Raw genomic sequence first — 26,398 nt, forward strand, 5'->3', positions numbered from 1 at the left:
CGATCTTTCCTACATGCACGTTTTCTGCCTTACCCTCGGGGATGAAGACTTATCCCCGCACCACTCGCCCTAGAGCCCGCCATCCGCGCGTGCCCGCTTTCGTGCCTGTCCCCCAGCGCGTCCGGCACGACGGGTGGACTCCCGAACGACAGGCGCGCTTCCTCGCCGCGCTGGCGGTGACACGCTCGGTCTCCGCGGCCGCAAGGACAGTGGGAATGGCCCGCGAGACGGCCTATCGCCTGCGAACGAAGCGCGGCGCCGAAAGCTTCGCGCGTGCCTGGGACCAGGTTCTCGGTCGCGCCTCGGCAAATCGGAAGGTCTCACCCGAGGAGCGGGCCTTGCGCGCGATGGGCACCCTGATCCAGCCACGCGTCTTTCGCGGCAAATGCACCGGCATCGCGCAAAAAGCCGACAATTCCGCGCTTCTGGGGCACCTCGCCGATCTCGACCGGTCATGCGCGGCAGCCGACGGACCCGCCCGAAGGTCACAGAGTTTCGCGGGCAATCCGGCGGTCCACGCGGCGCCATTGCCCCGCCGCTCCCACCGCCCTATCTCGGCTCCGGGCGCACGTATTCTCGCGCCCGAGCGCGAAGGATTCCGATGACCGACCAGCCCCGCATCCCGCTCGCCGGCGCCGACCTGCTCGCCGAGATCGACCGCCTGCGCACGGAGCGCAACGCGGTGATCCTGGCGCATTATTACCAGAAGCCGGAAATCCAGGACATCGCCGACTTCGTGGGCGACAGCCTCGAACTCTCGCGCAAGGCGGCGGAGACCGACGCCGACGTGATCGCGTTCTGCGGGGTCAAGTTCATGGCCGATACCGCCAAGATTCTCTCCCCGCAGAAGATCGTCGTCCTGCCCGACATGGACGCCGGGTGCAGCCTGGAAGATTCCTGCCCTCCCGAGAAATTCCGGGCGTTCCGCGGGGCGCATCCCGATCACATCGCGCTCACCTACATCAACTCCTCGATCGAGGTGAAAGCACTGTCAGACGTGATCGTCACCAGCTCATCGGCGGAGACGATCATCAGCCAGATCCCGCCCGAGCAGAAGATCATCTTCGGGCCCGACCGGCACCTTGGCGGCTATCTCAGCCGCAAGTTCGGGCGCGAGATGCTGCTGTGGCCGGGCGTGTGCATCGTGCACGAGGCGTTCAGCGAAACCGAGCTCATGAAGCTGAAGGCTCAGCACCCCGATGCCCCGGTTGCCGCGCATCCCGAGTGCCCTCCGACGATCGTCGATCACGCCGATTACGTCGGCTCGACCAGCGGCATCCTCCAGTTTGCCAAGACTTTCCCCGGCGACACGCTGATCGTCGCGACCGAGCCGCACATCATCCACCAGATGGAACTCGCGCTGCCGGAGAAGACCTTCATCGGCGCCCCCGGCGCGGACGGAAACTGCAGCTGCAACATCTGCCCGTACATGGCGCTCAACACGATGGAGAAGCTCTACGCCGCGCTGCGCGACCTCGAACCCCGTATCGAGATCGAGGAAGGGCTGCGCCTCGCCGCCAAGAAGAGCCTCGACCGGATGCTGGAGATGGCGAGCGGAACGATCGGCAAGGGCGACCTGGGGGCGCGCCCGTGAAGCGCCTTTTCCCCGCCGCTGCTCTCGTTCTCCTCACCGCCTGCACCACCACTCCTCCGCCCGCGGCGGTGAGCGAGGCGGTCGATCCGTACTTGTGGCTCGAGGACATACACGGCGACCGCGCGCTGACGCAGGTCAAGCAGTGGAACGGGAGGACCCAAGCCGCACTCACCGCCGATCCCGCTTATGAACGCGACCGCGCGGAGGCACGCGCGATCCTCGACGATGAAAGCCAGATCGCCGAGCCCGGCCAGGTGTTCGGAGACCAGGTGACCAACCTGTGGCGCGACGCGCAGCATCCTCGCGGGTTGTGGCGACAGGCGAGTCTCGCCTCGTTCCTCGCTGGCAAGCCCGAATGGCAGACGCTGATCGACGTCGATGCGCTGGGCAAGGCGGAAGGCAAGAGCTGGGTCTGGCACGGCGCGGACTGTCTCGCGCCCGATTACAACCGCTGCCTCGTCTCGCTCAGCCCCGGCGGCAGCGACGCGGACGTGGTGCGCGAATGGGACCGGCGGACCAAGGCGTTCGTCCCCGGCGGCTTCATGGTTCCCGAAGCCAAGAGCGACGTCACCTGGCTCGACGCGGACACGCTTCTCGTCGGCACCGACTGGGGCGAAGGTGCAATGACAACGTCGGGCTATCCCCGCGTGGTCAAGCGCTGGAAGCGCGGCACTCCGCTTGCCAGCGCGGAGACGGTCAAGGAAGGCATCGCGACCGACATTTCGGTTGGCAGCTTCGCGATCATGGACGGTGATACCCGCCATGTCTTCGTGCGCCGCGGCACGAGCTTCTACGCGAGCGATACGTGGCTGATGCGACCGGACGGATCGCTGGTCGCCACCCCGGTGCCCGACACCGCCGACATCCAGGGCATCATCGGCGGCGAGCTGGTCGCTTTCCTCAACAAGCCCCTCGATGCGTTCCCGGCCGGCGCTGTCGTGTCCTGGCCGATGAGCGGCGTGATCGCCGGCAGCTCGCCCGCGCCGCGCCTCGTCTTCCAGCCGAGCGGAAAGCAGGCCGTGCAGGGCGTCGCCACGACCGACCACGCGATCTGGATCTCGCTGCTTGACGACGTGTCGGGCAAGCTCGTCGCGCTGACGCGGGACGGCAACGGGTGGCGCCAGCAATCGACCGCTCTTCCCGCGAACGCCACGGTGTCGATGGTCTCGGCCGACGACGCGCACGACACCGCCTTCGTCACCGTGCAGGGCTTCGTCGTTCCGCCGACGCTCTATGCCGTCGCGCTCGATGGCCAGGCGCGGGAGCTACAATCGCTTCCCGCCCGGTTCGATGCGCTCACGATCGATGTCGAGCAGCACTTCGCGACGTCCAGGGACGGGACGAAAATCCCCTACTTCATGGCGCGCAGGAAGGGTGCGAGCGCGCCCGCCGCCGCTCTCATCCATGCCTACGGCGGCTTCCGCAATCCGCAGCTGCCGACTTACCTCACCACCGAGCCTTACCGCGCGGGCCCGCTCGCCAAGTGGTGGGTCGAGGACGGGCAGGTCTATGTCCTCGCCAACATTCGCGGCGGCGGCGAGTACGGGCCGGCGTGGCACGAGGCAACCTTGCGCGAAAAGCACCAGAACGCGTTCGACGATCTTTATGCAGTCGCGGAGGATCTCGTCGCGCGCGGCCTCACCACCAAGGGGAAGATCGCCGTTTCGGGCCGTTCCAACGGCGGGCTTCTGGCAGGCGCCGCGATCACCCAGCGGCCCGACCTGTTCGGCGCGGCGATCATCGGCTCCCCGCTGCTCGACATGAAGCGCTACAGCCACCTGCTGGCAGGCGCTTCGTGGATGGAGGAGTATGGCAACCCCGACGTGCCGGGCGACTGGACATTCATCTCGAAATACTCGCCCTACCAGGCGGTGAAACCGGGTGTGAAATACCCGCCGGTGTTCTTCTACTCCTCGACCGAGGACGACCGCGTCCACCCCGGCCACGCGCGCAAGATGGCGGCCAAGCTGATCGACTACGGCAATCCGGTCTATTTCCACGAGTATCTGGAGGGCGGGCATTCCGTCGGCGCGGACCATGCGGAAGATGCAGTGCGCGCCGCCTTGCTCCACGCCTACCTCAAGCGCGTGCTGATCGAAGGGGACCGCTCGGCACCGTAAGGACAGGTCAGCCTTTGGACTTGGCCAGCACCAGTGCGACGCTCACCAGCGCCATGCCCGCGATGTCCGGCAGGCCGAGCGTCTCGCCAAATGCCATCCACCCCACCGCCGCGGCGATCGCGGGCTGGGTCAGCAGCGCCATGCCGATGATGAGCGGGGGGAAATGCTTGAGCGAGTACACGAGCAGACCCTGTCCAATTACCTGGCTCGATACCGCCAGGCCCACCACGGGAACCCAGCCCGCCGCCGTGCCCGGCAGGACCGGCTCCCCGAGCGCCAGCGCGATCGCGAGCAGCATCGGCGCGGCCGAGGCGCAAACCAGCGTGAGCACGCTCCACTGACCCATCGAGACCCGCGCAGATTGCGCCGGCAGGAGGTAAAAGACGTAGAAAATCCCGGCGAGCAGGCAGAAAAGGTCGCCCACCAGCGTAGCGGTCGAAATCTCGAGGCTGCGCCCCATGAGGATCGCCGCGCCGCCGAACGCCGCCGCCAGCGCGAGCACCTCGCGCCTGCTCGGCGCGCGGCGTAGCGCGATAAGCCCCCACACCATCAGGACGATGCTGCCGGAATTGCCGAACAGCGTCGAGTTGCCGAGCCGTGTGCGCTCGATGCCGATGTGCCAGCTCGCAAGATCGGCGGCGAAGAACGCTCCGGCCGCCAGCAGAAGAAGCACGGTCCTGCGGGTCGCGGCATTGGCTGCGCGCTCGCGCAGCGCCAGCAGCACAAATAGTGGCAGAGGCAGCAGCATGCGCCAGAAGCCTGCCGAGACCGGACCGGTATCGGCCAGGCGCACCAGCCACGGGCCGAGCGCGAGCGCGGCATTGCCGCCCATCAGCGCCGCGTAATGCGGCAGGCGGGGGGCCAAGTTTTTCTCCGCAACGGAGTCGGTTGCGCCGGTCATCGCCGCCCCCTAGCTCGGTTGCGAAACGAAACCAGCGAAAAGGACTTGCTGCCGATGCACGACGTCTTGTTCACGCCCATAGATCTGGGTGCCATCCGCGCAAAGAACCGCATCCTCATGGCCCCGCTCACCCGCGGCCGTTCGACCCAGCCCGGCTCGGTGCCCAACGAGATGATGGTGGAATACTATCGGCAGCGCGCGGGCGCGGGCCTCATCATCAGCGAAGCGACCGGGATCAGCGTCGAAGGGCTGGGCTGGCCGGCCGCGCCGGGCATCTGGAGCGATGAACAGGTCGAGGGCTGGAAGCCGATCACCGATGCCGTCCACGAGGCGGGCGGCAAGATCGTGCTGCAGCTGTGGCACATGGGTCGCCTCGTGCACCCCGACTTCCTCGGCGGCAACCCTCCGGTATCCGCCAGCGCGACATGCGCGCCCGGCCATGCGCACACTGCGAAAGGTCGGCAGGACTACCAACCCGCGCGCGAGCTGCCGAAGGAGGAGATTGCGCGCGTGGTCGCAGATTACCGTAAGGCGGGCGAGAACGCCAAGGCGGCCGGCTTCGATGGCGTGCAGCTCCACGGCGCCAACGGCTACCTCGTCGATCAATTCCTGCGCGATTCGACCAATCTGCGGACCGACGAGTATGGCGGCAGTCCGGAGAACCGCACGCGCTTCCTGCGCGAAGTGCTCACCGCGCTGATCGAGGTGTGGGGCGCGGACCGCGTTAGCGTGCGCCTGTCCCCGAACGGCGAAACGCAAGGGTGCGACGACAGCAACCCGGCCGCGACATTCGGCGCCGCCGCGCAGGTCTGCCAGGACCTCGGGCTCGGTTTCGTCGAACTGCGCCAGCCGGGGCCGGACGGCACTTTCGGGCAGACCGAAGTGCCCAAGCAGGACGGGGTGATCCGTTCGATCTACAAGGGTCCGCTCGTGCTCAATAGCGACTATACCGCGGCAAGCGCCGAGGCCGACGTCGCCAGCGGCAGGTGCGAGGCCATCGCCTTTGGCCGGCCTTACATCTCCAACCCCGACCTCGCCGAGCGCATTCGCGTGGGCGCGGAATGGGCTCCCAATGTCAACGTCCCTGCTAGCTGGTACCTGCCCGGTCCCGCGGGCTACATCGACTATCCGACCATGGAGCAGGAGTCGGCACAGGCGGCGGAGTAGAGACTACTCGGTGGCCTCCGCGGGGACGGCGGCGCCCGGTTCCGCCGCTGCCCCCGCAGCCGCCCGGGACGACGCGGGTCTGGCCTCGTCCTTCCTGTCGCGGACGGGAGTTCCGCTGGAAGCACCCTTTTCGTCCCTGCTCGCATCTCCGCTCGCCGGAGGGTTCTGCGATTGCACGGTCGCCAGCGGCAGCATGTCGTCGCTGATCGAACCGCCCAGGACCTGCCCGGCGGCGCTCTTGCGCTCCCCCGCGGCGTCCTTTTTTTCCCCATCGCAGCCAGACAGGGCGAACAGAAGGAGGACGGTGGTGAGGGCGGCAGAACGCATCAACGGAACTCGCATGGCTTGAGGCCCGCGAGGAAATCGCCGGCGCGGGCGAGCAATGCCGCATCGAAGGCCTCCGGCGCAAGGTCGATACCGAGCCTGGCCAGGCTCGTGACCCCGAATTCGGCGATCCCGCACGGGACGATGCCGCCGAAATGCGACAGGTCGGGCGCCAGGTTCACCGAGAAACCGTGCATCGTCACCCAGCGCCGCACCCGCACCCCGATCGCGCCGATCTTGGCTTCCGAGCCATCGATATCGCGGGTCCATATGCCGATCCGGCCCGGCGCGCGCCAGCTCTCGAGACCCACGTCGGCAAGAGTGTCGATCACCCAGCCTTCGAGCGCGTGGACGAAGGCGCGCACATCGCGGCCGCGCCGGTTCAGGTCGAGCAGCAGGTAGCCGATCCGCTGGCCGGGGCCATGGTAGGTGTAGCGCCCGCCCCGCCCGGCCTCGACCACCTCGAAGCGCCGATCAAGCAGCTCGTTTGTCGCGGCGCTGGTGCCGGCAGTGTAGACCGGCGGATGCTCGAGCAGCCAGACCAGCTCGCGCGCTTCGCCCGCTGCTATCGCCCGGTTGCGCGCCTCCATCTCCTCGAGCGCGTCGCGGTAGGGAACAGGCGCGTCGGCGATGCGCAATTCGATCTCGGCGGGCAGGAAGTCGGACATTGCCGATTGCGTGGGGTGCCGCGCGCCGGTTATCAAGCACTTCACGCGAGGCGGAAGGGAAACGACCAGATGAAATTCGACATGAGCGCCGCCTGGAGCGAGGCGATGCGCCTGGTCGCCGCGAACCGCCAGGTGGTGACAATCGTCGCGGGCGTTTTCTTCTTCCTCCCCTATCTCGCGTTTATGCTCGTGTTCGCGAACCAGATGGAGGCTCTCGAAGCGTCGCAGGCAGCCAGTCCCGATCCCGACGTGGTGGGGCAGGCGATGATGGGCTTTTACGGCGAAATCTGGTGGGCTGTTCTCCTGATCGCGGTGATCCAGGGCATCGGCATGCTGGGCCTTCTCACGCTTCTGACCGACCGCAGCCGTCCCACGGTGGGCGAAGCCCTCAAGACCGGGGCCCGGCTGGTGCTGCCTTACTTGGGCGCGCAGTTGCTGATCAGCGTCGTCTTCGGAATTCTGGTCCTGCTACCGATCGCAGTGGGAGCGGGCGTCTCGGTGGCGGCGGGCCTGCTGCTCGCCCTCGTCGCGGCCGTCCTGTTCCTCTACCTTTTCGTCAAGGTCATCCTGACGCCGGTGGTCATCGCGATTGAACGGCAGGCCAACCCTATCTCCGCGCTCGGCCGCTCATGGCAGCTGACCAAGGGCAATTCGCTGCGCATCTTCCTGTTCGTGTTCCTGCTATTCATCGCCGTCGCGATCGTCGGCGGTGTGTTCAGCATGATCGTGGGCATCGTGTTCGCGCTGGGCGGACCGCAGACGACGCTGCTCGGCCAGGCGGTGGCCTCGAGCCTTGTCAACGCCGTGTTCTACGTGATCTTCCTGGCCGTGCTCGCCGCGATCTATCGTCAGCTTTCCGGCTCTTCACCCCAGATGGTGCGCGAGACCCTCAACTGAAGGATCAGTCCTTCCAGCCCCAGAACAGGCGGCAGGGGAGCACGTTCAGTGCTTCGAAACCGCTGTCGATGCGGCGGAAGTGCTTCGCCATGAAATCGCGCGCGGCAGCCGAGAACTGGTAGACCAGGAACGCGCCGCCCGGCCGCAGAACGCGATGGGTGGCCGCGGCGATCTCCGGGCCCACGCCATCGGGCAGGGTGGAGAACGGCAGGCCCGACAGCACGTAGTCGGCATGATCGTAGCCGTGCGCGCGCACGATTTCCTCGACATCGGCCGCGCTGCCCAGCACCGGCTTGAACCGCCCGTCGGAAATCGTCCTGCGAAGATAATCGATGTACAGCGGGTTGGTGTCGATGACGATCAGTACCCCGTCGCGGCGCATCCGTTCAAGCACCGGGCGGCAGAACGTGCCCACTCCAGGCCCATATTCGACGAACACCTGGCATTCGTCCCACTTCACCGGCGCAAGCATCTTCTCGATCGTGAAGCGCGAGGACGGGATGATCGAACCGACCATTTTGGGGTGTTCGAGGAAGCCGCGGAAGAATACCCCCCACTGGCCGAAAAACCGGGCGACCCGCTGTCCAAACCGTTCAGGACGGCCGATCGCCATTTCGTTGGGGTTCGTCAAAGCTTCGCGCGCCCTGTCTGCAGCTCCCGCAAAGGAGCCCATTTTGGAGGCGCGGCACTGGCAGTTTCGCGAGCGCATTGCAAGCGCTTGCGGAGGCGGCTAGCCCACCTGCATGGCCGAGACCGACCCCCCGCCCACGATCGGTGAAGCATCGGCCAGGCCGATTTCGCGCGAGCGGCTGGTCCTGCTGTTCATGGTCATGCTGGTCACCGCGGCCGGAAACACGGCCATGCAGTCGGTCATGCCTTCGATCGGCACCGAGCTTGGCGTCGCCGACGTCTGGATCAGCCTGGCCTACACCTGGTCGGCCCTTTTATGGGTGATCTGCGCGCCGCTGTGGGCGCGGCGGTCGGACAGGCGGGGCCGCAAGGCGATGATGGCGCTGGGCCTGATCGGCTTCATCGCCAGCTTCGCACTATGTGGTGCAATCCTTTGGTTCGGCCTCAGGGGAGCCATTTCGGCGCTGGCGACGCTGCTGCTATTTGCCGCCGCGCGCAGCCTTTACGGCGGCTTCGGATCGGCGGCCCCGCCTGCCGTGCAAGCCTATGTCGCCAGCCGCACCCCGCGCTCGGAGCGCACACAGGCAATGGCTTTGATCGCCTCGAGCTTCGGTCTCGGGACGGTGATCGGCCCCGCTGTCGCGCCGCTCATGGTATTTCCGGCGACGGGACTGCCCGGCCCGTTTTTCGCGTTCGCGCTACTGGCCCTGGCCGTTCTCATCGCCCTGCGCATTTCACTCCCCAACGACGACCCGATGTTTCCGACCCGTAGCGAAGTGGTCGGCGCACCCTATGGCGCAAATTCCAACCCGCGTGTCGAGGACGACGAGGCGCGCGAGGAAAGCGAAAATGCGGTCGGCGGAGAGGACATTCCAAACCTGTCATGGCGCGACGAGCGGCTGCGGCCATGGCTGCTTGCCGGCCTGATCGGTGGGCACGCGCAGGCCGCCTTCCTCGGGATCGTGGGGTTCTTCATCCTCGACCGGCTTGGCCTCCGCGATACCCCGAACGAAGGTACCGGCCCCATCGGCCTGGTGCTGATGTGCGGCGCGATCGCCACCCTGTTGGCCCAGTGGGGCCTTATTCCGCGCCTGAAGCTCGGGCCGCGCAGTTCGACCCTGTGGGGCATGGCGCTGTCGATCGTCGGCGTCCTGGTGTTCGCAGTTTCGAACGAACTCCAGGCGATCGCACTGGGCATGGCGATCGCATCGCTCGGTTTCGGCCTTTATCGTCCGGGCTTTACTGCCGGCGCCTCACTCGCGGTATCGCGGGCCGAGCAGGGGCAGATCGGCGGCATCGTCGCTTCGGTCAACGGAGCCGCCTACGTGGTCGCAGCGCCGATCGGGGTGTGGCTCTATGGTCATCACGCCTGGATCGGCTTCGCGACCATCTGCGCGCTGTGTGCCGCGGTGTTCATACTGGGCTGGCAATCGCTCGCCCGCGACGAAGTGCTCGAGGGTCCTCGCCAGAGCTAAAGGATTTCCTCGACCTTTTCCGGCGGACGGCAGAGCCGCACGCCCTTTTGCGTCTCGACCAGCGGGCGCTCGATCAGCCGGGGCTCGGCGATCATGGCGTCGAGCACCGTATCATCGTCGGCCTGCGTCAGCCCGCGCTCTTCGGCGTCGGTCTTGAAAGTGCGCACCCCTTCGCGCGGAGCCATGCCGGCATCACGGTAGAGCTGCGCCAGCTTCTCGCGCGCCGGCGGGTTCTTCAAATACTCGACCACCGACAACTCGATTTCGGACCGCGCTTCGAGCAGCGCCAGCGTCGCACGTGATTTCCCGCACTCGGGATTGTGCCAGATCGTTGCCTTCATCTCATGCATCTCCTCGGTGCCGCCTTATCGAGCGTAGTCGGTTACGCCAATGCGCGCGATCGAAAGTTGTAATTGAGAATTAATCGCAATAGATGCTCGCCCACCATGACGATAATGATTCGCAAAAGGGCCTTCATGAACCTGTCCGACTTCCGCCGCACACTGCTGGTCGCCACCACATTCGCGACCAGCGCCCCGCTGCTGGCGGATGATGCAGGCCCGGGCGACTATCTTGCCGAGGGCATCCTCGTGGTGGGCCAACGCGATGGTTATGCCACCGATGACGGGTCGAGCGGAACGAAGACGCCCACCCCGCTTATCGACGTGCCGCAGACGGTCTCCACCATTACGGAGGACCAGATCGACGACCAGGCGATCACGCAGCTTGCCGATGCGCTGCGCTATGTGCCGGGAGTGTCGTTAAGCACCGGCGAGGGTCACCGCGATGCTATCTACATCCGCGGCCAGTCCAGTACGGCCGATTTCTACCTCGATGGCCTGCGCGACGATGCGCAGTACTACCGCCCGCTCTACAACGTCGACCGAGTGGAGGTGCTCAAGGGCGCGAACGCGCTCATCTTCGGGCGCGGTGGCGGCGGCGGGGTCATCAACCGCGTCAGCAAGGTGGCGGACCCGCTGCACCCCGCACTGACTCTCGATGGCGGGATCGACAGCTTCGGCGCCTTCTCCATTGCTCTCGACGCGAACCAGCCGCTGACCAACGGCGTCGGCGCGCGGATCAACGCGATCTATGAGGACATCGACAACAGCCGCGACTTCATGAGCGGGCGGTTCATCGGCATCTCACCCACCGTGACCGCAGAACTGAGCGAACGCACCCGCGTATCCGCGTTCTATACCTACGACGATGATGAGCGGACCACGGACCGGGGCGTACCATCGCTCAGTGGCGCGCCATTGACCGGCTTCGACAGGACCTTTTTCGGCGACCCGGATTTCAACCGCTCAACCAACGTGGCACACATTGCGCGGCTGCGCCTTGATCATGAATTCACTGACAGCCTCAGCGCCAATCTTACGGGCCAGTTCGCGGACTACGACAAGTTCTACGCCAACGTGACACCCAGCAGCACCGACGGCACCACCGTGACACTCGGCGGCTACAGCAGCCGGACCGACCGGCGCAACTGGATCGGCCAGGGCAACCTGGTGTGGACGGCGCAGACCGGGCCGGTGGGCCACACCGTGCTCGCGGGCTTCGAAGCGGGCGACCAGGAAACCATCGCGGACCGGGGCGAGGTTGGTTTCGGCGGAGGCCTGCGCACCGTAACCGTGCCGCTGGCGCGGCGGCTGGCGCTGCCCGCCGTGACCGACGCCGAAATCTCGCGCCGCACCTCTTCCGATCTCACGTTCGTTTCGGGCTACCTGCAGGACCAGGTGGCAATCGGGCAGCACCTGCAGCTCATCGCCGGGGTGCGTTATGACGAGTTCACCCTAGATACCGTCAATCTGCTGAACGGACAGGCCCTTTCACGGACAGATCGCAAGTGGAGCCCGCGCCTCGGCGTGGTCGTGAAGCCGATGCAGACGCTGTCCCTCTATGCCAGCTACGCAACGAGCTTCCTGCCCCAGTCGGGCGATCAGTTCACCACGCTTGACGCCAATACCGCCAACCTCGAGCCGGAGAAGTTCCGCAACCTGGAACTCGGCGCCAAGTGGGCGATCCATCGAAACCTGTTCGCCACGGCCTCGGTCTTCCAACTCGATCGCACCAACACCCGCGCGGCCGATCCGGCCAATCCGGGTCTCGTGGTCCTCACCGGGGAGGCGCGCGTCTCCGGCTTCGAGGCGAGCATCGCCGGGCGTCTGGCGCGCAACTGGCAGGTCACGGCAGGCTACACTTATCTCGATGGTGAAATCCGCTCCGATACCAGCGCGGCACCGGCGGGCCGCCGGCTGCAGCAACTCCCCCGCCACCAGGCGAGCGCGTGGACCCGCTACGACGTGACGTCCACCTTCGGCGTCGGGCTCGGCGCGATCTATCAGGGCAAGCAGTTCGCCTCGATCAGCAACGCCGTCACCCTGCCCGACTGGGTGCGGTTCGATGCGGCGGCGTTCTGGGACGTTGGCCCCCGACTCGCGCTGCAGGTGAACGTCGAGAACCTGTTCGACGCGGACTATTTTTCGAGCGCGCACGGCGACAACAACATCGCGCCGGGCGAGCCGCTCAGCGTCCGCTTCGGGGTGCGGCTGAAGCTTTAGGGCTTGTTCCCCGGGTTCATCGCGGGGACCTCGCGTGCGGCGTCCTCCGCGCTGATACCCGGCGCGGGCGCGGCACTGATCGTCTCCTCGCGCCGGGCCACGCGCGCGGCTAGCTGGACCGCGCGCACGAGCCGCGGGTAGACTCCGCAGCGGCACAGGTTGGGCAGCGCTGCCTTGATCTCGTCCACGCCCGGATCGGGGTTGCGCGCCAGTAGCGCGGCCGCAGCCATGGCGATGCCGGGAGTGCAGAAGCCGCACTGAATCGCTTGTTCGGCGACCAGCGCCTGCTGCACCGGATGGCTGCGGTCGCGGCTCAAACCTTCGATGGTGACGACGTGGCGCCCCTCACTCTCGGCTACCGTGACGAGGCAGCTCCGCAGCGCCTCGCCATCGACGATCACGGTGCAGGCATGGCAATCGCCCACCCCGCAGCCGTATTTCGTGCCGGTGAGGTTGGCCGCATCGCGCAGCGCCCACAGCAACGGGGTCTGCGGATCGACGTCGAAGCGAACCGGCCGTCCGTTGACGGTGAGCGCGGTCACCAGCAGCCCCCTTTAGTCGAACCCGCCCGCCAGGCGCTCAGTCGCGCCACGAACGGTCGATGCGGTCGATCTTGCGCTTCCACGCTTCGAAATCGGCCTTGCCCGGACCGCCCGGCAGCGCAACCTGGCCCAGATCGCGCTGGTGCACGTCGATAACTTCCTGCGGTACGGTGATCGGCTCGCCTTGAGAAAGCGTCGCGATCTGGATCTCGCACGCCCGCTGGAGCGACCAAGCGGTAACGAACATCTCCGCTATCGTTCGCCCAAGCACGACCGGCCCGTGGTTGCGCAGCATCAGGATGCGTTTGCCGGAAAGGTTCGCCAGCAGGCGCTCGCCCTCCTCCTCGCGCACAGTCACGCCTTCGAAATCGTGATAGCCGATCTGGCCCTGGAAGTTGCAGGCGTAGAAGCTGATGGGAAGCAGGCCGCCCTTGTGGCTCGACACCGCCATCCCTTCGGTCGTGTGGGTGTGGCAGATCGCGTGTGCGCTCTCGATGTGGCGGTGGAAATAGGCGTGTTGCGTGAAGCCCGCCTTGTTCACCGGGTAGTTGCCGGCCAGCACATTGCCATCGATGTCGATCTTGACGAGGTTCGATGCGGTCACCTCGTCGTACATCAGCCCGAACGGATTGATGAGGAAGGCGCCGTCTTCGCCCGGCACCTTGACGCTGATGTGATTGTAGATCGATTCCGACCAGCCGAGGTGGTCGAAGATGCGGTAGCACGCAGCCAGATCCAGACGGGCTTCCCATTCGGCATCACTGCATTCGATCCGCGGCTTGAGCTGGGTGGCCATCGTACTCTCCTTCTGCATCGGTCTCTTGTGGCTACTTATCGCACACCGGCTCTTCAAGTGCCAACAGCGGGAACCTGGCAAGGTCGGGCGGCGCCCGCGCTTACGGGGAGTTAACCATCGCGCGCCCATAGCTCTCGTCAACTTAACCGGGGGCATTGATGGACGATCTTCTGGCCGAATTCCTGGCCGAAACGCGCGAGATGCTCGGTGCGGTCGGCAGCGAACTGGTCGCGTGGGAAGCCGATCCCGCGGACAGGGCGCGGCTCGATGCGATCTTTCGGTTCGTCCATACGGTGAAAGGCAACTGCGGCTTCTTCGACTTCCCGCGGCTCGAGGCCTTGAGCCACGCGGCCGAGGATGCGCTGGCGGAAGTACGCGCGGGTCGCCGATCGGCCAGTCCGCGCCTTGTCACCGCGGTGCTCGCGATCGTGGACCGTATTGGCATGATGATCGACGCGATCGAGGCTGGAGAGGAAATACCGGCACGCGGAGATGAGGTTCTGATAGCCGCTCTGGAACCAGATAGCGACGATACGGCCGAAGCGATAAACGGCGACACCCCGGATGCGCATGGCGCGCGTGCCGCCGCTCCCGGAACAGGGAGTCAGCGTTCGATTCGCTTGCCCATAGGTTTGCTCGACAGCGTGATGAGCAGCGTGTCCGATCTCGTCCTTGCCCGTAACGATCTCTCGCGCCGCATGCGCGATGCGGGGGTCGACCCGGCTGTGCAGGGGCCCTTCGAACGCCTTTCGACCATCCTCGACCAGGTGCGCGAGGCCGTGACGCGCATGCGCATGCAGCGCATCGAGCACCTGTTCGGAGCATTGCCCCGGCTGGTGCGCGACCTTTCGGCCGAGCTCGGCAAGCAAGTGATGATCGATCTCGAGGGCGGCGACGTGGAACTCGATCGCGAAATGGTCGAGATGATCCGCGATCCACTTACGCACATCATCCGCAACGCCATCGACCACGGTGTCGAAACGCCCTCCCAGCGACTTGCCGCGGGTAAGCGGGAGATCGGAACACTGCACATCTCAGCTCGGCAGAGCGGCAACCGGATCATGCTGGCAATCGCCGACGATGGCCGCGGCATCGACAGTGCACGGCTGGTCGAAAAGGCCATAGCTGCGGGCGCCCTGAGCCGGGCCGAGGCCGACGCGCTCGACGAAGCCGGGCGGCAGTCCCTCATCTTCGAGCCCGGCATCTCCACGGCCGCCGAAGTGACCTCGGTTTCGGGCCGGGGGGTCGGGATGGACGTGGTCCGCGCGAATATCGAGCGCGTGGGCGGAACCATCGAGGTTTCCAGCTTGCCGGCCGAGGGCACCCGCATCGTCCTCAGCCTCCCATTGACCCTCAGCATCATCCCATCGCTCACCGTGGGAGCTGGCGACCAACTGTTCGCCATGCCGCGCTCCTATGTCGAGGAGATCGTCCATGGGCGCGCGGGGCACATTGAGTTTGCCCGCGCTGGCGATGCGGTACTGGTCACGGTACGGGGCAAGCGCGTCGCCTGCCTTTCGCTCGCCGCGCAACTCGGGTTCTCCAATCCGCTGCCGCCCGAAGACAGCACACTGGTTCTTGCCCGGCTTGCCGGTGGCGACCTGTTCGCTCTCGCCGTCGACCGCATTTTCGATCACGAGGAACTGGTGATCAAGCCGCTGGCTCCGGCGGTGATGGCCACGGGTCTTTACGCGGGCAGCACATTGCTCGACGATGGACACCCCGTGCTCATGCTCGATGTTGCGGGAATTGCCCGCAAGGCCAACCTCGCCGGCGGCAGCAAACGCGTACGGGTGGCCGAGGATGGCCTCGAGACGAAGACGCATCGCGGCACGCCGGCACTCCTCTTCGTTGGGCTGGACGGCGCCCGCCGGGCGGTGCGCCTCGGTGCGATCCGCCGGATCGAACGAGTCGCCGCGAGCGGTATCGACCTTGCCTGCGATCCACCGCGTGTCGTGATCGGCGACATGCTGCTGCCCCTCGCCGGCATTGAAAGCGGCGATGCGATACCGGCCGACCAGGTGAGCATGCTGAGACTGGGCGACGGCGCGAGCGAGATCGCGTTTGCCATCGCCCGCATAGTCGACACGGTAGAGCTCCCGCCAGATATTGCGCCCGCGCGGCGGGGCGGCGTGTCCGAAGGGACCGCGCTGATCGGCGGCCTTCCTGCAGAGGTCGTCGATACGCACTGGCTCTTCGCCAGTCTGGCCGCTCCGCCCCGCGCGCTCGATCCGCCACTTTGCAGACTGCCTCGTGATGACCAGTGGGCGCGCACGATCCTCGCTCCCCTGATCGAGAACGCGGGATACCGCGTGGTTGACGAGACTTTCGAGGGGCCGGCCGACGTCACGATCGCCACCCAGGCTGACCCCGTGCCTGACATGGGCACAGGCTTGGTCATCACCCTGTGTGCCGACCCCGAACAGGCGACCCGCCTGCCCGGAGCGCTCTATCGTTACGACCGAGCCGGTCTCCTTGCAGCGCTCGCCGCACTCCGCGGAGGGAGGGCGGCATGAGCGGTCTTGTTCTTCTTCTTGAGATTGCGGACCGCCGCGCCGCCCTGCGCACGAGCGAGGTCCAGTCCGTCGTCGAACTGGAAGCGGTTTGTCCCGTTCCGGGCGCACCCGATTTCGTGCTCGGTTTGACCGCTCTGCGCTCAAGCACGCTCACGGTGGTCGATGCGGGTGCGGCCATGGGCCTTCGCCCCCGCGGGCCGTTGGGCTCGGACGCCCGGGCGGTAGTCGTCGACCACGCGGGCCATCGCTATGCTCTGGTTGTCGACGCGATAGACGATGTGGCGGAAGCACTAGGCGATCCGGTACCGGTTCCCGGCGAGGCTGGGCCCGGCTGGCAACGCGCCAGCGACGGCTTGATCGAAACGGAGCGTGGCCCGGCGCTGCTTCTCCAGCTTGAAACGGTCCTGGCCGGACCCGTCGCGGCCGCGGCTTAATCGAATGGTTACGGCTCCTGCCTAGCACCGGTCAAAACAAGACCAGGATCGCACCTTCATGAAAGACTGCCTCATCGTCGATGATTCCCGGGTGATCCGCAAAGTTTCGCGGCACATCCTCGAATCGCTCGGCTTTGCCGTCGACGAGGCCGAGAATGGCCGCGAGGGGCTGGAGCGCTGCATCGAGCGCATGCCCGACGTGATCCTGCTCGACTGGAACATGCCGGTGATGAGCGGCATCGAATTCATCGTCCATCTTCGCCAGCGGCCCGGCGGCGACCGGCCTAAAGTCGTGTTCTGCACCACGGAGAACGACGTGGCGCATATCCGCGAAGCGATTAGCGCCGGCGCGGACGAATACGTGATGAAGCCGTTCGACCACGAGACGCTGCAGATCAAGCTTCAGCTTGTCGGGTTCGCCTGAGGCGCGGGTCATGAACGGGCTAGCCCCTGACCCCGGCCCGCAGCGTGCAGGGCCGGCGGCTGGCCGTCGCGCCATACGGGTGATGATCGTCGATGATTCGCTCGTCGCGCGCACAGTCCTTTCGCGCATCGTCGAGGCTGAGCCGGATTGCGAAATCGTGGCGAAGGCGACCACCGGCGAAATGGCAATCGCACGGCTGGCCGAGACCCCTGTCGATGTCATCCTGCTCGATCTCGAAATGCCCGGCATGGGAGGAATCGGTGCTCTCCCGAAAATTCTCGAAATGGCCGAGGGAGGCCAAGTGCTGGTCGTCTCCTCGTTGACCGCAGAGGGCGCGGAGCACACGCTCTCCGCTCTTTCAATGGGCGCTGCCGACACCCTCCTCAAGCCGCGCGCGGGCGAATTCGGGACCGATTATGCCCAGGCCCTTGTGGCCAAGATCCGCGCGTTGGCACGACGTCCACGGGCCGCGGAGGAACCGCTGCGCCGTCCTCCGTCTCCGGCGACCCGGGCATCGCGATCCAGTCCGCGTGAGGAGCCGCTCGCCCTCGCGATCGGCGCATCCACCGGCGGCATTCACGCGCTGTGTCTGCTGCTCGGCGCCCTGCCCAAGTCGTTCGACTTGCCAATCCTGGTCGTTCAACACCTTCCCGAAAGCTTCATGGAAACGCTCGCCCGGCAACTGTCCGGCGCGGCTGGCCGACCTGCGGTAGTGGCGGGCGCCGGAACCCCGATCGAGCGCGGACGCATCCACGTCGCCCCCGGACAGGGCCATATGATCGTTCGGCGAGAGGGGCCCCTGCTCGTTACCGGCGTGTCGCATCACGCGGTTCCCAGTGGCTGCGTTCCTTCGGTCGACCCGCTCTTCGAATCGCTGGCCGATGCCGTTGGCGCAAGAGCGTTGGGTGTCGTCCTTTCGGGAATGGGCAGAGACGGCGCGATCGGCGCCGCTCGCCTTGTCCAGGCTGGCGGTATCCTGTTCGCGCAGGACGCAGCGAGTTCCGCGGTCTGGGGCATGCCCCGCGCGGTGGCCGAGGCCGGCCTTGCGACTGCGGTGCTGCCGCCCGAGCAGATTGCCGCTCGGCTGGCGGCAATCCCGTCGCAGATCCGGGCGGTCAGCGCATGAGCGAGATTTCCCACCGGATCATCTCGGATCTCCTGTTCGCGCGCACCGGACAGCAGCTTACGGCGAACCGCCGCTGGCGCATCGACACGGCGCTGTCCGGGCTGTTTCGCAAACGTGGCATATCCAACCTCGATCAACTCGTGTGCCTTCTTGCGGACGCCAACGAGGAGCGGCTCGCGCTCGAGGTGGTGGAGGCATTGCTCAACAACGAAACCTATTTCTTCCGCGACCGCATCATGTTCGATCTGCTCGGCTCGCAGGTCCTGCCGGATCTGGCTGCCAAGCGCGCCGACGTTCGCCGGCTGTCGATCTGGTCCGCCGGGTGCTCGACGGGGCAGGAGGCGCTTTCGTTGGCAATGCTGTTCGCCGAACAGCCCGAGCGATGGAAGGGCTGGCGGATCGAGATTCTCGGCACCGACATCTCGGGCCGTGCCGTCGCCGCGGCGCGCAGCGGTGTCTACAACCAGTTCGAAATTCAGCGCGGACTCGGCGTCTCGCAAATGCTGCGCTGGTTCGTCGAGACGCCCGACGGCTGGCGCCCCCGGTCCGAGCTGCGGCGCCCGGTCCGCTTCGAACAGCGCAACGTGCTTGATGCGCCCCCGGCCCCCGGCCGGTTCGATCTGGTCCTCTGCCGCAACGTCCTGCTTTATTTCGCCCCGGCCAATCGCAACCGGGCATTCGGGCGGTTGGCCGAAGCGACTGCCCCCGATGGCTGGCTGATGATTGGTGCAGGCGAGACGGTCAGCGGTCACTCAAGTTCCTTTGCCCCGGCGTGCGACACCAGCGGGCTCTATCGCCGAGCGGAGCCACTCACAGCTGCGCTACGGGCGGCCAAAGGGTAAATTTCGGCTTAGCAGTTCGTTAGGCAATCCCGGCCTATGCTTTGATCAGGCACGGGTCTTCGACAGTGCCCGGGGGGTCGGGGTGAAAGCAAAAAGTCCAAAACTTGCGTTCGGAACGCGTGCACTTGTCTTTGCACCGCTGATTGTTCTGTCCGCCATCTTTGGCATTTTTGCCGGGCTCCTCCTGGTGCAGGCAGAGCTTTCGCGCGGCGCCATTATCTGGATCGCCGGACTCGGCGTGGGGATCTATTCACTCGCGGTGCTGGCTCTCGGCCGCTTCGGCCTTACCCGCGTCATGCGTCTCGAGGGTCTTGGCAGGACCGACAGCCTGACTGGTCTTCCCAACCGCCGGGCACTCCACGAAGACGCCGCACGGCTGGCGCGTCCCGGCCAGGAAGTCGCGGTGGCGCTCATCGATCTCGACGGGTTCAAGCTGGTCAACGACCACTACGGGCACGTCGTGGGCGACCAGGTGCTGGTTGAATGCGCGCACGAACTCCAGGAAATCTGCGGCGACGAGGCGATCTGCTATCGACTGGGCGGCGACGAATTCGCGGTGCTCAAGATGGGTCCTGTCGCAGGCACCATCCTGGAAGGTATCAGCCGCGCCCTGATCGACCGGCTCGGAGCACCGGTGCCGGTGGAAGACCGCCGCATTCTGCTCGGGGCGAGCGTAGGGCTCTCCCGTTCAACGGGGAACGATGGCCTGGGGTCGTCGGAGCTTCTGCGCCGGTCCGATGTGGCGATGTACGCCTCAAAGCGCGGTGGCAGGATGCGCTGCACCTGGTTCAGCGACGAGTTTGACCGCAATCGCGCTGCCTCCCAGCAACTCGCTGAGGACTTGCGCGGGGCACTGGCGAACGGCGAATTTGACGTGGCCTACCAGCCGCTGGTGGATGCCCGCTCGGGCGAAATCGTCGCCGTGGAATCGTTGCTCCGGTGGAGACGTCCGGACGGCAAGAAGATCGGCCCAAACGTTTTCATTCCGGTCGCCGAGGAATCAGGTCTCATCAACGGGATAGGCTTATGGGTGCTGGAACGCGCCTGCACCGATGCCCTTGCGTGGCCGTCGATTACCTTGTCGGTCAACATCTCCGCGGCGCAATTGCGCAATCCGGAGTTTCCCATTCAGCTCGGCCAGATTCTCGAGGAAACCGGCTTCCCGCCAGAACGTCTGGAGCTCGAGATTACCGAGACCTCGCTGGTCATCGACCCGCTCGTGGCAGAGCGGTGCCTCAATGTCATTCGCGATTTCGGCGTGAACATCTCACTCGACGATTTCGGTACCGGATACGCTTCGATCGGCTTCCTCAGGCAGTTCCGGTTCGAGAAGCTGAAGATCGATCGTTCGCTCGTCTCGCAGGCGCAGGCGGACGAGGGCAGCCGGGCGATGATGATGTCGAGCATCTCCGTCGCACGGGCGATGAACATGGACGTCACGGCCGAGGGGGTCGAAACCGACGAGCAAGCCGAACTCGTTAGAGCTGCCGGGTGCGACCAGATTCAAGGCTGGCTCTACTACAAGGCGATGCCAGCCGCCGAGGTGGCGACACACCTGGGTAAACCCGCAAGCCGCGCAGCATCGAGGGCAGCATGAACGCGATTAGCACGATCGAACCGGACACCATTCACCAGGAGATCGCGAGCGTCACGCTCGCTGATGGAACCGTCCGCACCGAAGCCCAGGGTTACTTCCTGAAGCGATGGTACAACAGCCTTCCGCTCGCGCGTAAGCTGGTGCTTCTCGGCGGCGGCCCGCTGCTCGCGCTGAGTGGCACGGCTGCCGCGAGCCTTCTGGTTCTGCGAGACGTGCCCGGCGCGGGACCGGCTTCCTCGCTGATCGCGGCGCTCTGGGCAATCACGCTGTCACTAGGGGGCATGGCGTTGCGGCGCAGTCTGATCGACACCGCGCGTCCGCTGCGTGAGCTGACCGGCGACATGGTTCGCCTGAGCACCGGAGATCGCAACTTCACCCTCCGCTATCTCCAGCGCCCGGATGAGATCGGGGACATGGCTCGTGCGTTCGAAGTGTTCGTGAAGTCCGGCCACAAGCTCGACGAGATGTTCGCCGATCGCAAGAAGGCTCGTGAGGCTCAGAAGCGCATGCTGCTGCAGCTGAGCGCCGACTTCGACCGCGAGGTGAGCGACGTAGTCAATGCCGTCGCTTCGGCGGCCGACCAGCTTGAAGGAGCGGCAAGTTCGATGGCCAGTGCGGCCGAACAGGCTTCGACCCAGATCGATCTCGTTTCCCGATCGATGACCGAGGCGTCGTCCGGCGTCTCAGCAGCGGCGGCGGCGAGTGACGAGTTTGCCATGTCGATTGGGGAAATCAGCCGTCAGGCCGCCCAGTCGGCGGTTCTCGCGCGCGAGGCGACTACTGCGGCCGAACGCGCCGACGGCACGGTGCAGGCGCTGGCGTATTCCGCAGACCAGATCGGCGAAATAGTCGAATTGATCGGTTCCATCGCCCGCCGGACCAACCTCCTCGCGCTCAACGCCTCGATCGAGGCCGCGCGCAGCGGCGAGGCTGGGCGCGGGTTCGCGGTCGTTGCCAGCGAGGTGAAAGAACTCGCCGCGCAGACCAGCAAGGCAACCGAGGAAATTGCCGCCCAGATCCGCGCCATGCAGGACTCCACCGGCGACAGCGTCGGGGCGCTCAAATCGATCGCCGGGCAAATCCAGCAACTGGAGGCAACTGCGGTATCGATTGCTTCTGCAGTCGACCAGCAATCGGTGGCTGGCCAGGAACTTGCACGCAACATCGATACCGCCGCCCGCGGCACCGGCGACGTCTCGGCCAATGTGGTCCAGGTGCGCGAAACAGCGCTTACGACCGGGGCAACCGCCTCCCAGGTCCTGAGTTCGGCGAGTGAGCTGAAAAGCCAGGCATCGACCCTTCGCAGCAAGGTCGATGGCTACCTGCGGCATGTGCGCGCGAGCTGAAGCGCGGCAAGAGGCCGCCCCTTCGGCCTCCACCCGTCGCGCAGACTAAGCCCGGAAATACTGCCCTCGTCGAAGGGTTGACCGAACGAATGGCGCAGCCGACAAAGGCGTCCAGATAAAACGTCCGTTCGGGGGAACCATTTTCATGACCATTCAACTCGCCGCCGCCGTGCGCGTGGCGCTTCTGGCCGGTGTCGCCTTGCCGGCCGCCGCGATGGCCGCAGACCCCGCCCCGATCGTCCAGCCAAGCGCGCCGGGCCAGCCAAGCCGGGTTCTTACGCCCGAACAGGCGACCAAGCTTACCAACACCCGTTACGCGCCTGGTGATGTGACTTTCATGCAGCACATGATCGTGCATCATAACCAGGCCGTCGAGATGGCGGCGCTGGTCAAGCAGCGCACGAACAACGCCGACATCCTCAAGATCGCGAACCGTATCGACGCGAGCCAGAAGGATGAAATGAAGTTCATGACCACCTGGCTGACCGAGCGGAACGAACCGCTGCAGATGGCCGGGATGCAGCATCATCACGAAGCGATGAAGGGCATGGCCACGCCCGAGGAAATGGCCGCACTCGCCGCCGCCAACGGTACTGCCTTCGACCAGATGTTCCTGAAGCTCATGGTGAAGCACCACCGCGGGGCGGTCGACATGGTCAAGGACCTGCAGAACAGCCCGGGTACGGCGTACGATCCTGTCATGTTCAACTTCACCAACGATGTCGTGACGGATCAGAATGCCGAGATCGACCGCATGAACCTGGTCCTCGCGACACTTTCGCAGGATCCCAGGGCGACTCTCGCGGCAGGCTTCCGCGATGCCGGCGAAGCGGTCCTGAACATGCGCAAGATCGCGTCGCTCCCGAAGCCCGCCGGGTTCTTCGATCCGGAAAACCCCGCCCAGTTGCAGCCTCTCAAGCCCAAGGATGACAAGGAGGAAGCAGGCAAGGCCGGGGAGAAGCCGAAAGAAAAGGCCCAAAAGGCGGCCGATCCGCGTGACGAGGAAGGCGACGAAAAGGACAAGCCGCAATTCAGCGAGCGCGGTTCGCTGCTCGATTTCGGCATTACCGACATGGCGTTCTCGGGCGATCGCATGGTCGTCGGCAGCTACCACGGGTTCAACATCTACCGCCTCGGTGCGGACGGGGTGCCGGCGCTGGTAAGCTCCACGGTCTGCCCCGGCGGCCAGGGCGATGTGTCGGTCGTCGGCAATCTGCTGATCATGAGCGTCGAGGAAAACCGCGGACGCACCGATTGCGGGCTGCAGGGCGTTTCGGAAAAGATCAGTCCGGAGCGATTCCGCGGACTGCGTATTTTCGACATTTCGGACATCACCCGCCCCCGCCAGGTAGGCCAGGTCCAGACCTGCCGCGGCAGCCACACTCACTCGGTGGTCAGCGCGGATGACCGGCGCATCGTGGTCTATGGCTCGGGCACCAGCTACGTACGAGACGAGAAAGAACTTGCCGGCTGCGTCGATTCTCCCGGCGATAGCCGCACGGCCCTGTTCTCGATCGACGTAATCGAGATCCCGGTCGCCCATCCGGAACGCGCGACCCTGATCGATCGCCCCCGCGTGTTCGCTGCGGACGGCCAGATCGCCGGTCTATGGCGTGGAGGCGATCACGGCGATGGCACGCAGGAAACATACCGCACCGACATGTGCCACGACATCACCGTGTTTCCGGCGAAGAACATCGCCGCGGGAGCCTGTTCGGGCAACGGCATTGTCCTGGACATCTCCGATCCCCTGAAGCCGAAGCGCATCGACGACGTAACCGACAAGGGGTTCGCGTACTGGCATTCGGCAACTTTCAACAACGATGGCACCAAAGTCCTTTTCACCGACGAGTGGGGAGGCGGCATGCGTCCCCGCTGCCAGGCGGGCGACCCGTCGAACTGGGGCGCCGATGCGTTTTACGGCATCGAGGACGGCAAGCTGGTCTATCGCGGCCACTTCAAGCTTCCGGCCCCGCAAGGCTCGAAGGAGAATTGCGTGGCGCACAACGGTTCGATCATCCCGGTTCCGGGCCGCGATATCTTCGTCCAGGCGTGGTATCAGGGCGGTATCAGCGTGATCGACTTCACCGACCCTGCCAATGTGCGGGAGATCGCCTATTTCGATCGCGGACCGATCGACAAGGACCAGCTGGTCCTGGGCGGGTACTGGTCGGCGTATTGGTACAAGGGCCGCATCTACGGCACCGAGATCGCGCGCGGCGTGGACGTGTTCGAATTGCTGCCGAGCGGCGATCTCACGGCCGAGGAAATCGCAGCTGCTGCCAGCGCCCAGTATCCGGGAGACGGGTTCAACCCGCAGACGCAGACGCAGGTGACCTGGCCGGTCGCCGCGGTCCGGGCTGCCGAGGCCAGCCGCAAGGGCGGCTGATTCGCGGCCCCGTCGCCCGTACGGCGGCGCTCTCTCCCCTCGGCTATCGGCTCCGTTCGCGTCACCTCGCTGCCGTTGGAAAACTGGTTGCGGGGTGCAACGGAACTCCATAGGCTCGCACCCGGCTGGAGAGAGAGATTGCTATGGGCCTGACGGCTTGTGACCACGACGTATTGATCGTCGGTGCCGGAATTTCCGGCATCGGCATGGCGGCGCACCTGGAAATGATGTGCCCGCACCGCAGCTACGCGGTGCTTGAGCGCCGCGAGAACCTCGGCGGCACGTGGGACCTTTTCCGTTATCCTGGCATCCGCTCGGACAGCGACATGCACACCCTTGGCTTCAAGTTCGAGCCGTGGAAACACGAGAAGTCGATCGCCGATGGACCGTCGATCCTCGAATACCTCAACCGCATCGTCGACGAGCGCGGTATTCGCGACAAGATCGTATACGACACGAAGGTCATCTCGGCCGATTGGGACTCCGGCGAGGCATGCTGGCGAGTAACAGTAGAGCGCGCCGGCAAGCGGGAGACGAAGACCGCCAACTGGCTATATCTCGGCACTGGCTATTACGATTACGACGATCCCTACGATGCCGGGTTCGATCTGTCCGCATTCGAAGGCCAGGTCATCCATCCCCAGTTCTGGCCCAAGGATCTCGACTATCGCGGCAAGCGGGTGGTGGTCGTCGGCTCGGGCGCAACCGCGGTAACCATCGTCCCCGCCATGAGCGATCAGGCGGCCAAGGTCACCATGCTTCAGCGCACGCCGACCTGGATGTTCTCGCGCCCCGCGAAGGACGCGATCGCCAATACCTTGCGCAAGTACCTGCCGGAAGAGCTCGCTTACCGGATCACGCGCTGGAAGAACGTGCTGTTGCAGGACGTGGCCTTCAAGCGCGCGCGGTCGGCTCCGGAAAAGGTCAAGGAGGTGCTGCACAAGCGGATCAAAGACGCCCTTGGCGACCGATACGACGCGGCAACCTGGACCCCGCCCTACAATCCTTGGGACCAGCGTCTTTGCCTGGTGCCCGACAGCGATCTGTTCGAGGCGATCCGCCGCGACAAGGCGGATGTCGTCACGGGTCATATCAAAGCGTTCGACAAGGACGGCGTGGTGCTCGAGGACGGGCGTCACTTGCCGGCCGACATCATTGTGACGGCCACCGGCCTCAAGCTTGCGGTCGCGGGCAAGATCGCGGTCAGCCAGGACGGCGCGCCTGTCGCCTTCAACGAGCGGTTCTATTACAAGGGCTGCATGTTCTCGAACCTGCCGAACTTCTCGGTCGTGTTCGGATATCTCAATGCAAGCTGGACGCTGCGGGCCGACATCAACTCGGAATTCGTGTGCAAGGTCTTGAACCACATGGAAGCGATCGGCGCCAATGTGGCCGATCCCGTCCTGCCGGATAATCATGGGCTGGAGGAAGACGACCTGTTCGACTTCTCTTCGGGATATATCCAGCGCGGCAAGCATATCATGCCCAAGAGCGCGACGACCCTGCCGTGGCGGCTAAACCAGGATTACCGTTTCGATCGCAGGGCACTCGCCACCTCTCCGGTCGACGACGGAGTTCTCAAGTTCGATCGGGTCGACATCATGCCGCACCGGGTTGAGCAACTCGAGGCGGCGGAATAATAATTTTATGCCGCGGGTATCGCGGCCGCGCCCAACGGGTCTAGAACTGCTGGGACGAACAGAACCAGCGAGGACCGACCGATGCCGACACGCCGGGAAAAGGCGGCCCAGGACTTTCGCCGCATCATGCGGTGGATTTTCCTGATCGCCGTCCTGATGGTGATCGGCGCCCTGGTCTTCATCGGCAGCACGACTGAGCTCACGCCCCACATGGTCGTGGCCACCGTGCTGGGCGTGTTCTTTGCCGTGGTGCTCGGGACGGGGCTCTTCGCGCTGGCCTTCTTCAGCGACAAGAGCGGTCACGATGAAGCGGTAACCAATGCCACGAGGCACAGCGAGCGCGACGCGGAGTGATGCCGCGGTCGGGCCTTTCGCAATCGCCCTTCCTCGCCTAGCGCGTCCGACA

The 26,398-nt window shown here is 65.5% G+C and carries 24 protein-coding genes; 17 read left to right on the forward strand and 7 right to left on the reverse strand.

Going from position 1 to position 26,398, the window contains the following annotated elements; genetic code table 11:
• Positions 1–41 precede the first annotated feature (41 nt).
• Genes IEW58_RS10615 through IEW58_RS10625 form a run of 3 tightly spaced genes read left to right on the forward strand, consistent with a single transcriptional unit; the run spans position 42 to position 3,714 of the window.
• On the forward strand, positions 42–605 hold the full coding sequence (locus IEW58_RS10615; RefSeq protein WP_188645091.1) for a hypothetical protein: 564 nt from the start codon (positions 42–44) through the stop codon (positions 603–605).
• Positions 602–1,594 (forward strand): quinolinate synthase NadA, encoded by a 993-nt coding sequence (gene nadA / locus IEW58_RS10620; RefSeq protein ID WP_188645092.1) that lies wholly within the window; start codon positions 602–604, stop codon positions 1,592–1,594. The genes IEW58_RS10615 and nadA overlap by 4 nt, the downstream gene beginning before the upstream one ends.
• Positions 1,591–3,714: a prolyl oligopeptidase family serine peptidase gene (locus IEW58_RS10625; RefSeq protein WP_188645093.1), complete on the forward strand. Its 2,124-nt coding sequence runs from the start codon at positions 1,591–1,593 to the stop codon at positions 3,712–3,714. The genes nadA and IEW58_RS10625 overlap by 4 nt, the downstream gene beginning before the upstream one ends.
• 7 nt (positions 3,715–3,721) lie before the next feature.
• Here IEW58_RS10625 and IEW58_RS10630 read toward each other — a convergent pair whose 3' ends face one another.
• Positions 3,722–4,615 (reverse strand): DMT family transporter, encoded by an 894-nt coding sequence (locus IEW58_RS10630; protein WP_188645094.1) that lies wholly within the window; start codon positions 4,613–4,615, stop codon positions 3,722–3,724.
• Between the two features lie 54 nt (positions 4,616–4,669).
• Here IEW58_RS10630 and IEW58_RS10635 point away from each other — a divergent pair, with 54 nt between their 5' ends.
• The gene (locus tag IEW58_RS10635) at positions 4,670–5,782 is read left to right on the forward strand and encodes an alkene reductase (protein ID WP_188645095.1); all 1,113 of its coding nucleotides are present in this window, start codon (positions 4,670–4,672) and stop codon (positions 5,780–5,782) included.
• 3 nt (positions 5,783–5,785) lie between these two features.
• Here IEW58_RS10635 and IEW58_RS10640 read toward each other — a convergent pair whose 3' ends face one another.
• Positions 5,786–6,109, reverse strand: a complete 324-nt coding sequence (locus IEW58_RS10640) for a hypothetical protein (RefSeq protein WP_188645096.1) — start codon at positions 6,107–6,109, stop codon at positions 5,786–5,788.
• Entirely contained in the window at positions 6,109–6,774 is a 666-nt protein-coding gene (lipB, locus tag IEW58_RS10645) for a lipoyl(octanoyl) transferase LipB (protein WP_188645097.1), read from the reverse strand. Before lipB ends, IEW58_RS10640 begins: the two co-directional genes overlap by 1 nt.
• 69 nt (positions 6,775–6,843) lie before the next feature.
• Here lipB and IEW58_RS10650 point away from each other — a divergent pair, with 69 nt between their 5' ends.
• Entirely contained in the window at positions 6,844–7,671 is an 828-nt protein-coding gene (locus tag IEW58_RS10650; RefSeq protein ID WP_188645098.1) for a DUF7847 domain-containing protein, read from the forward strand.
• Between the two features lie 4 nt (positions 7,672–7,675).
• On the opposite strand, the gene IEW58_RS10655 is transcribed toward IEW58_RS10650, so the two are convergent.
• Positions 7,676–8,284 (reverse strand): class I SAM-dependent methyltransferase, encoded by a 609-nt coding sequence (locus tag IEW58_RS10655; protein WP_188645775.1) that lies wholly within the window; start codon positions 8,282–8,284, stop codon positions 7,676–7,678.
• 130 nt (positions 8,285–8,414) lie between these two features.
• Between IEW58_RS10655 and IEW58_RS10660 the strand changes: the two genes are divergently transcribed.
• Positions 8,415–9,776: an MFS transporter gene (locus IEW58_RS10660; protein WP_188645099.1), complete on the forward strand. Its 1,362-nt coding sequence runs from the start codon at positions 8,415–8,417 to the stop codon at positions 9,774–9,776.
• Here the strand turns inward: IEW58_RS10660 and arsC are convergent.
• On the reverse strand, positions 9,773–10,117 hold the full coding sequence (gene arsC, locus IEW58_RS10665; protein ID WP_188645100.1) for an arsenate reductase (glutaredoxin): 345 nt from the start codon (positions 10,115–10,117) through the stop codon (positions 9,773–9,775). The two genes, IEW58_RS10660 and arsC, sit on opposite strands and share 4 nt — an antisense overlap.
• A gap of 135 nt (positions 10,118–10,252) precedes the next feature.
• Here arsC and IEW58_RS10670 point away from each other — a divergent pair, with 135 nt between their 5' ends.
• On the forward strand, positions 10,253–12,340 hold the full coding sequence (locus IEW58_RS10670; protein WP_188645101.1) for a TonB-dependent receptor: 2,088 nt from the start codon (positions 10,253–10,255) through the stop codon (positions 12,338–12,340).
• On the opposite strand, the gene IEW58_RS10675 is transcribed toward IEW58_RS10670, so the two are convergent.
• Positions 12,337–12,882, reverse strand: a complete 546-nt coding sequence (locus IEW58_RS10675) for a (2Fe-2S)-binding protein (RefSeq protein ID WP_188645102.1) — start codon at positions 12,880–12,882, stop codon at positions 12,337–12,339. The two genes, IEW58_RS10670 and IEW58_RS10675, sit on opposite strands and share 4 nt — an antisense overlap.
• A 37-nt stretch (positions 12,883–12,919) precedes the next feature.
• Complete coding sequence (locus IEW58_RS10680) at positions 12,920–13,678, reverse strand: class II aldolase/adducin family protein (RefSeq protein ID WP_188645103.1); 759 nt, start codon at positions 13,676–13,678, stop codon at positions 12,920–12,922.
• A gap of 158 nt (positions 13,679–13,836) precedes the next feature.
• Between IEW58_RS10680 and IEW58_RS10685 the strand changes: the two genes are divergently transcribed.
• The 10 genes from IEW58_RS10685 to IEW58_RS10730 all read left to right on the forward strand — a co-directional run bounded on the left by IEW58_RS10685 (position 13,837) and on the right by IEW58_RS10730 (position 26,346).
• A complete protein-coding gene (locus IEW58_RS10685; protein WP_188645104.1) occupies positions 13,837–16,194 on the forward strand; it encodes a chemotaxis protein CheA in 2,358 nt (785 codons plus the stop codon).
• Positions 16,191–16,628, forward strand: a complete 438-nt coding sequence (locus IEW58_RS10690) for a chemotaxis protein CheW (RefSeq protein WP_188645105.1) — start codon at positions 16,191–16,193, stop codon at positions 16,626–16,628. The genes IEW58_RS10685 and IEW58_RS10690 overlap by 4 nt, the downstream gene beginning before the upstream one ends.
• A gap of 58 nt (positions 16,629–16,686) precedes the next feature.
• The gene (locus IEW58_RS10695; RefSeq protein WP_188645106.1) at positions 16,687–17,052 is read left to right on the forward strand and encodes a response regulator; all 366 of its coding nucleotides are present in this window, start codon (positions 16,687–16,689) and stop codon (positions 17,050–17,052) included.
• Between the two features lie 10 nt (positions 17,053–17,062).
• On the forward strand, positions 17,063–18,178 hold the full coding sequence (gene cheB / locus IEW58_RS10700; protein WP_229658547.1) for a chemotaxis-specific protein-glutamate methyltransferase CheB: 1,116 nt from the start codon (positions 17,063–17,065) through the stop codon (positions 18,176–18,178).
• Positions 18,175–19,020 carry a CheR family methyltransferase gene (locus IEW58_RS10705; protein ID WP_188645107.1) on the forward strand — a complete coding sequence of 282 codons (846 nt, stop codon included), beginning with the start codon at positions 18,175–18,177 and terminating at the stop codon, positions 19,018–19,020. The genes cheB and IEW58_RS10705 overlap by 4 nt, the downstream gene beginning before the upstream one ends.
• Before the next feature lie 187 nt (positions 19,021–19,207).
• The gene (locus tag IEW58_RS10710) at positions 19,208–20,617 is read left to right on the forward strand and encodes a putative bifunctional diguanylate cyclase/phosphodiesterase (protein ID WP_229658548.1); all 1,410 of its coding nucleotides are present in this window, start codon (positions 19,208–19,210) and stop codon (positions 20,615–20,617) included.
• On the forward strand, positions 20,614–21,963 hold the full coding sequence (locus IEW58_RS10715; RefSeq protein WP_188645108.1) for a methyl-accepting chemotaxis protein: 1,350 nt from the start codon (positions 20,614–20,616) through the stop codon (positions 21,961–21,963). Before IEW58_RS10710 ends, IEW58_RS10715 begins: the two co-directional genes overlap by 4 nt.
• A 145-nt stretch (positions 21,964–22,108) precedes the next feature.
• Positions 22,109–24,352 (forward strand): DUF305 domain-containing protein, encoded by a 2,244-nt coding sequence (locus IEW58_RS10720; protein ID WP_188645109.1) that lies wholly within the window; start codon positions 22,109–22,111, stop codon positions 24,350–24,352.
• 143 nt (positions 24,353–24,495) lie between these two features.
• Positions 24,496–25,992, forward strand: a complete 1,497-nt coding sequence (locus IEW58_RS10725) for a flavin-containing monooxygenase (RefSeq protein WP_188645110.1) — start codon at positions 24,496–24,498, stop codon at positions 25,990–25,992.
• A gap of 81 nt (positions 25,993–26,073) precedes the next feature.
• Complete coding sequence (locus tag IEW58_RS10730) at positions 26,074–26,346, forward strand: hypothetical protein (protein WP_188645111.1); 273 nt, start codon at positions 26,074–26,076, stop codon at positions 26,344–26,346.
• The last annotated feature ends 52 nt before the right edge of the window (positions 26,347–26,398 follow it).

Origin of the sequence: Tsuneonella deserti, assembly GCF_014644315.1 — a bacterium.
GTDB classification, from domain to species: Bacteria; Pseudomonadota; Alphaproteobacteria; order Sphingomonadales; family Sphingomonadaceae; genus Tsuneonella; species Tsuneonella deserti.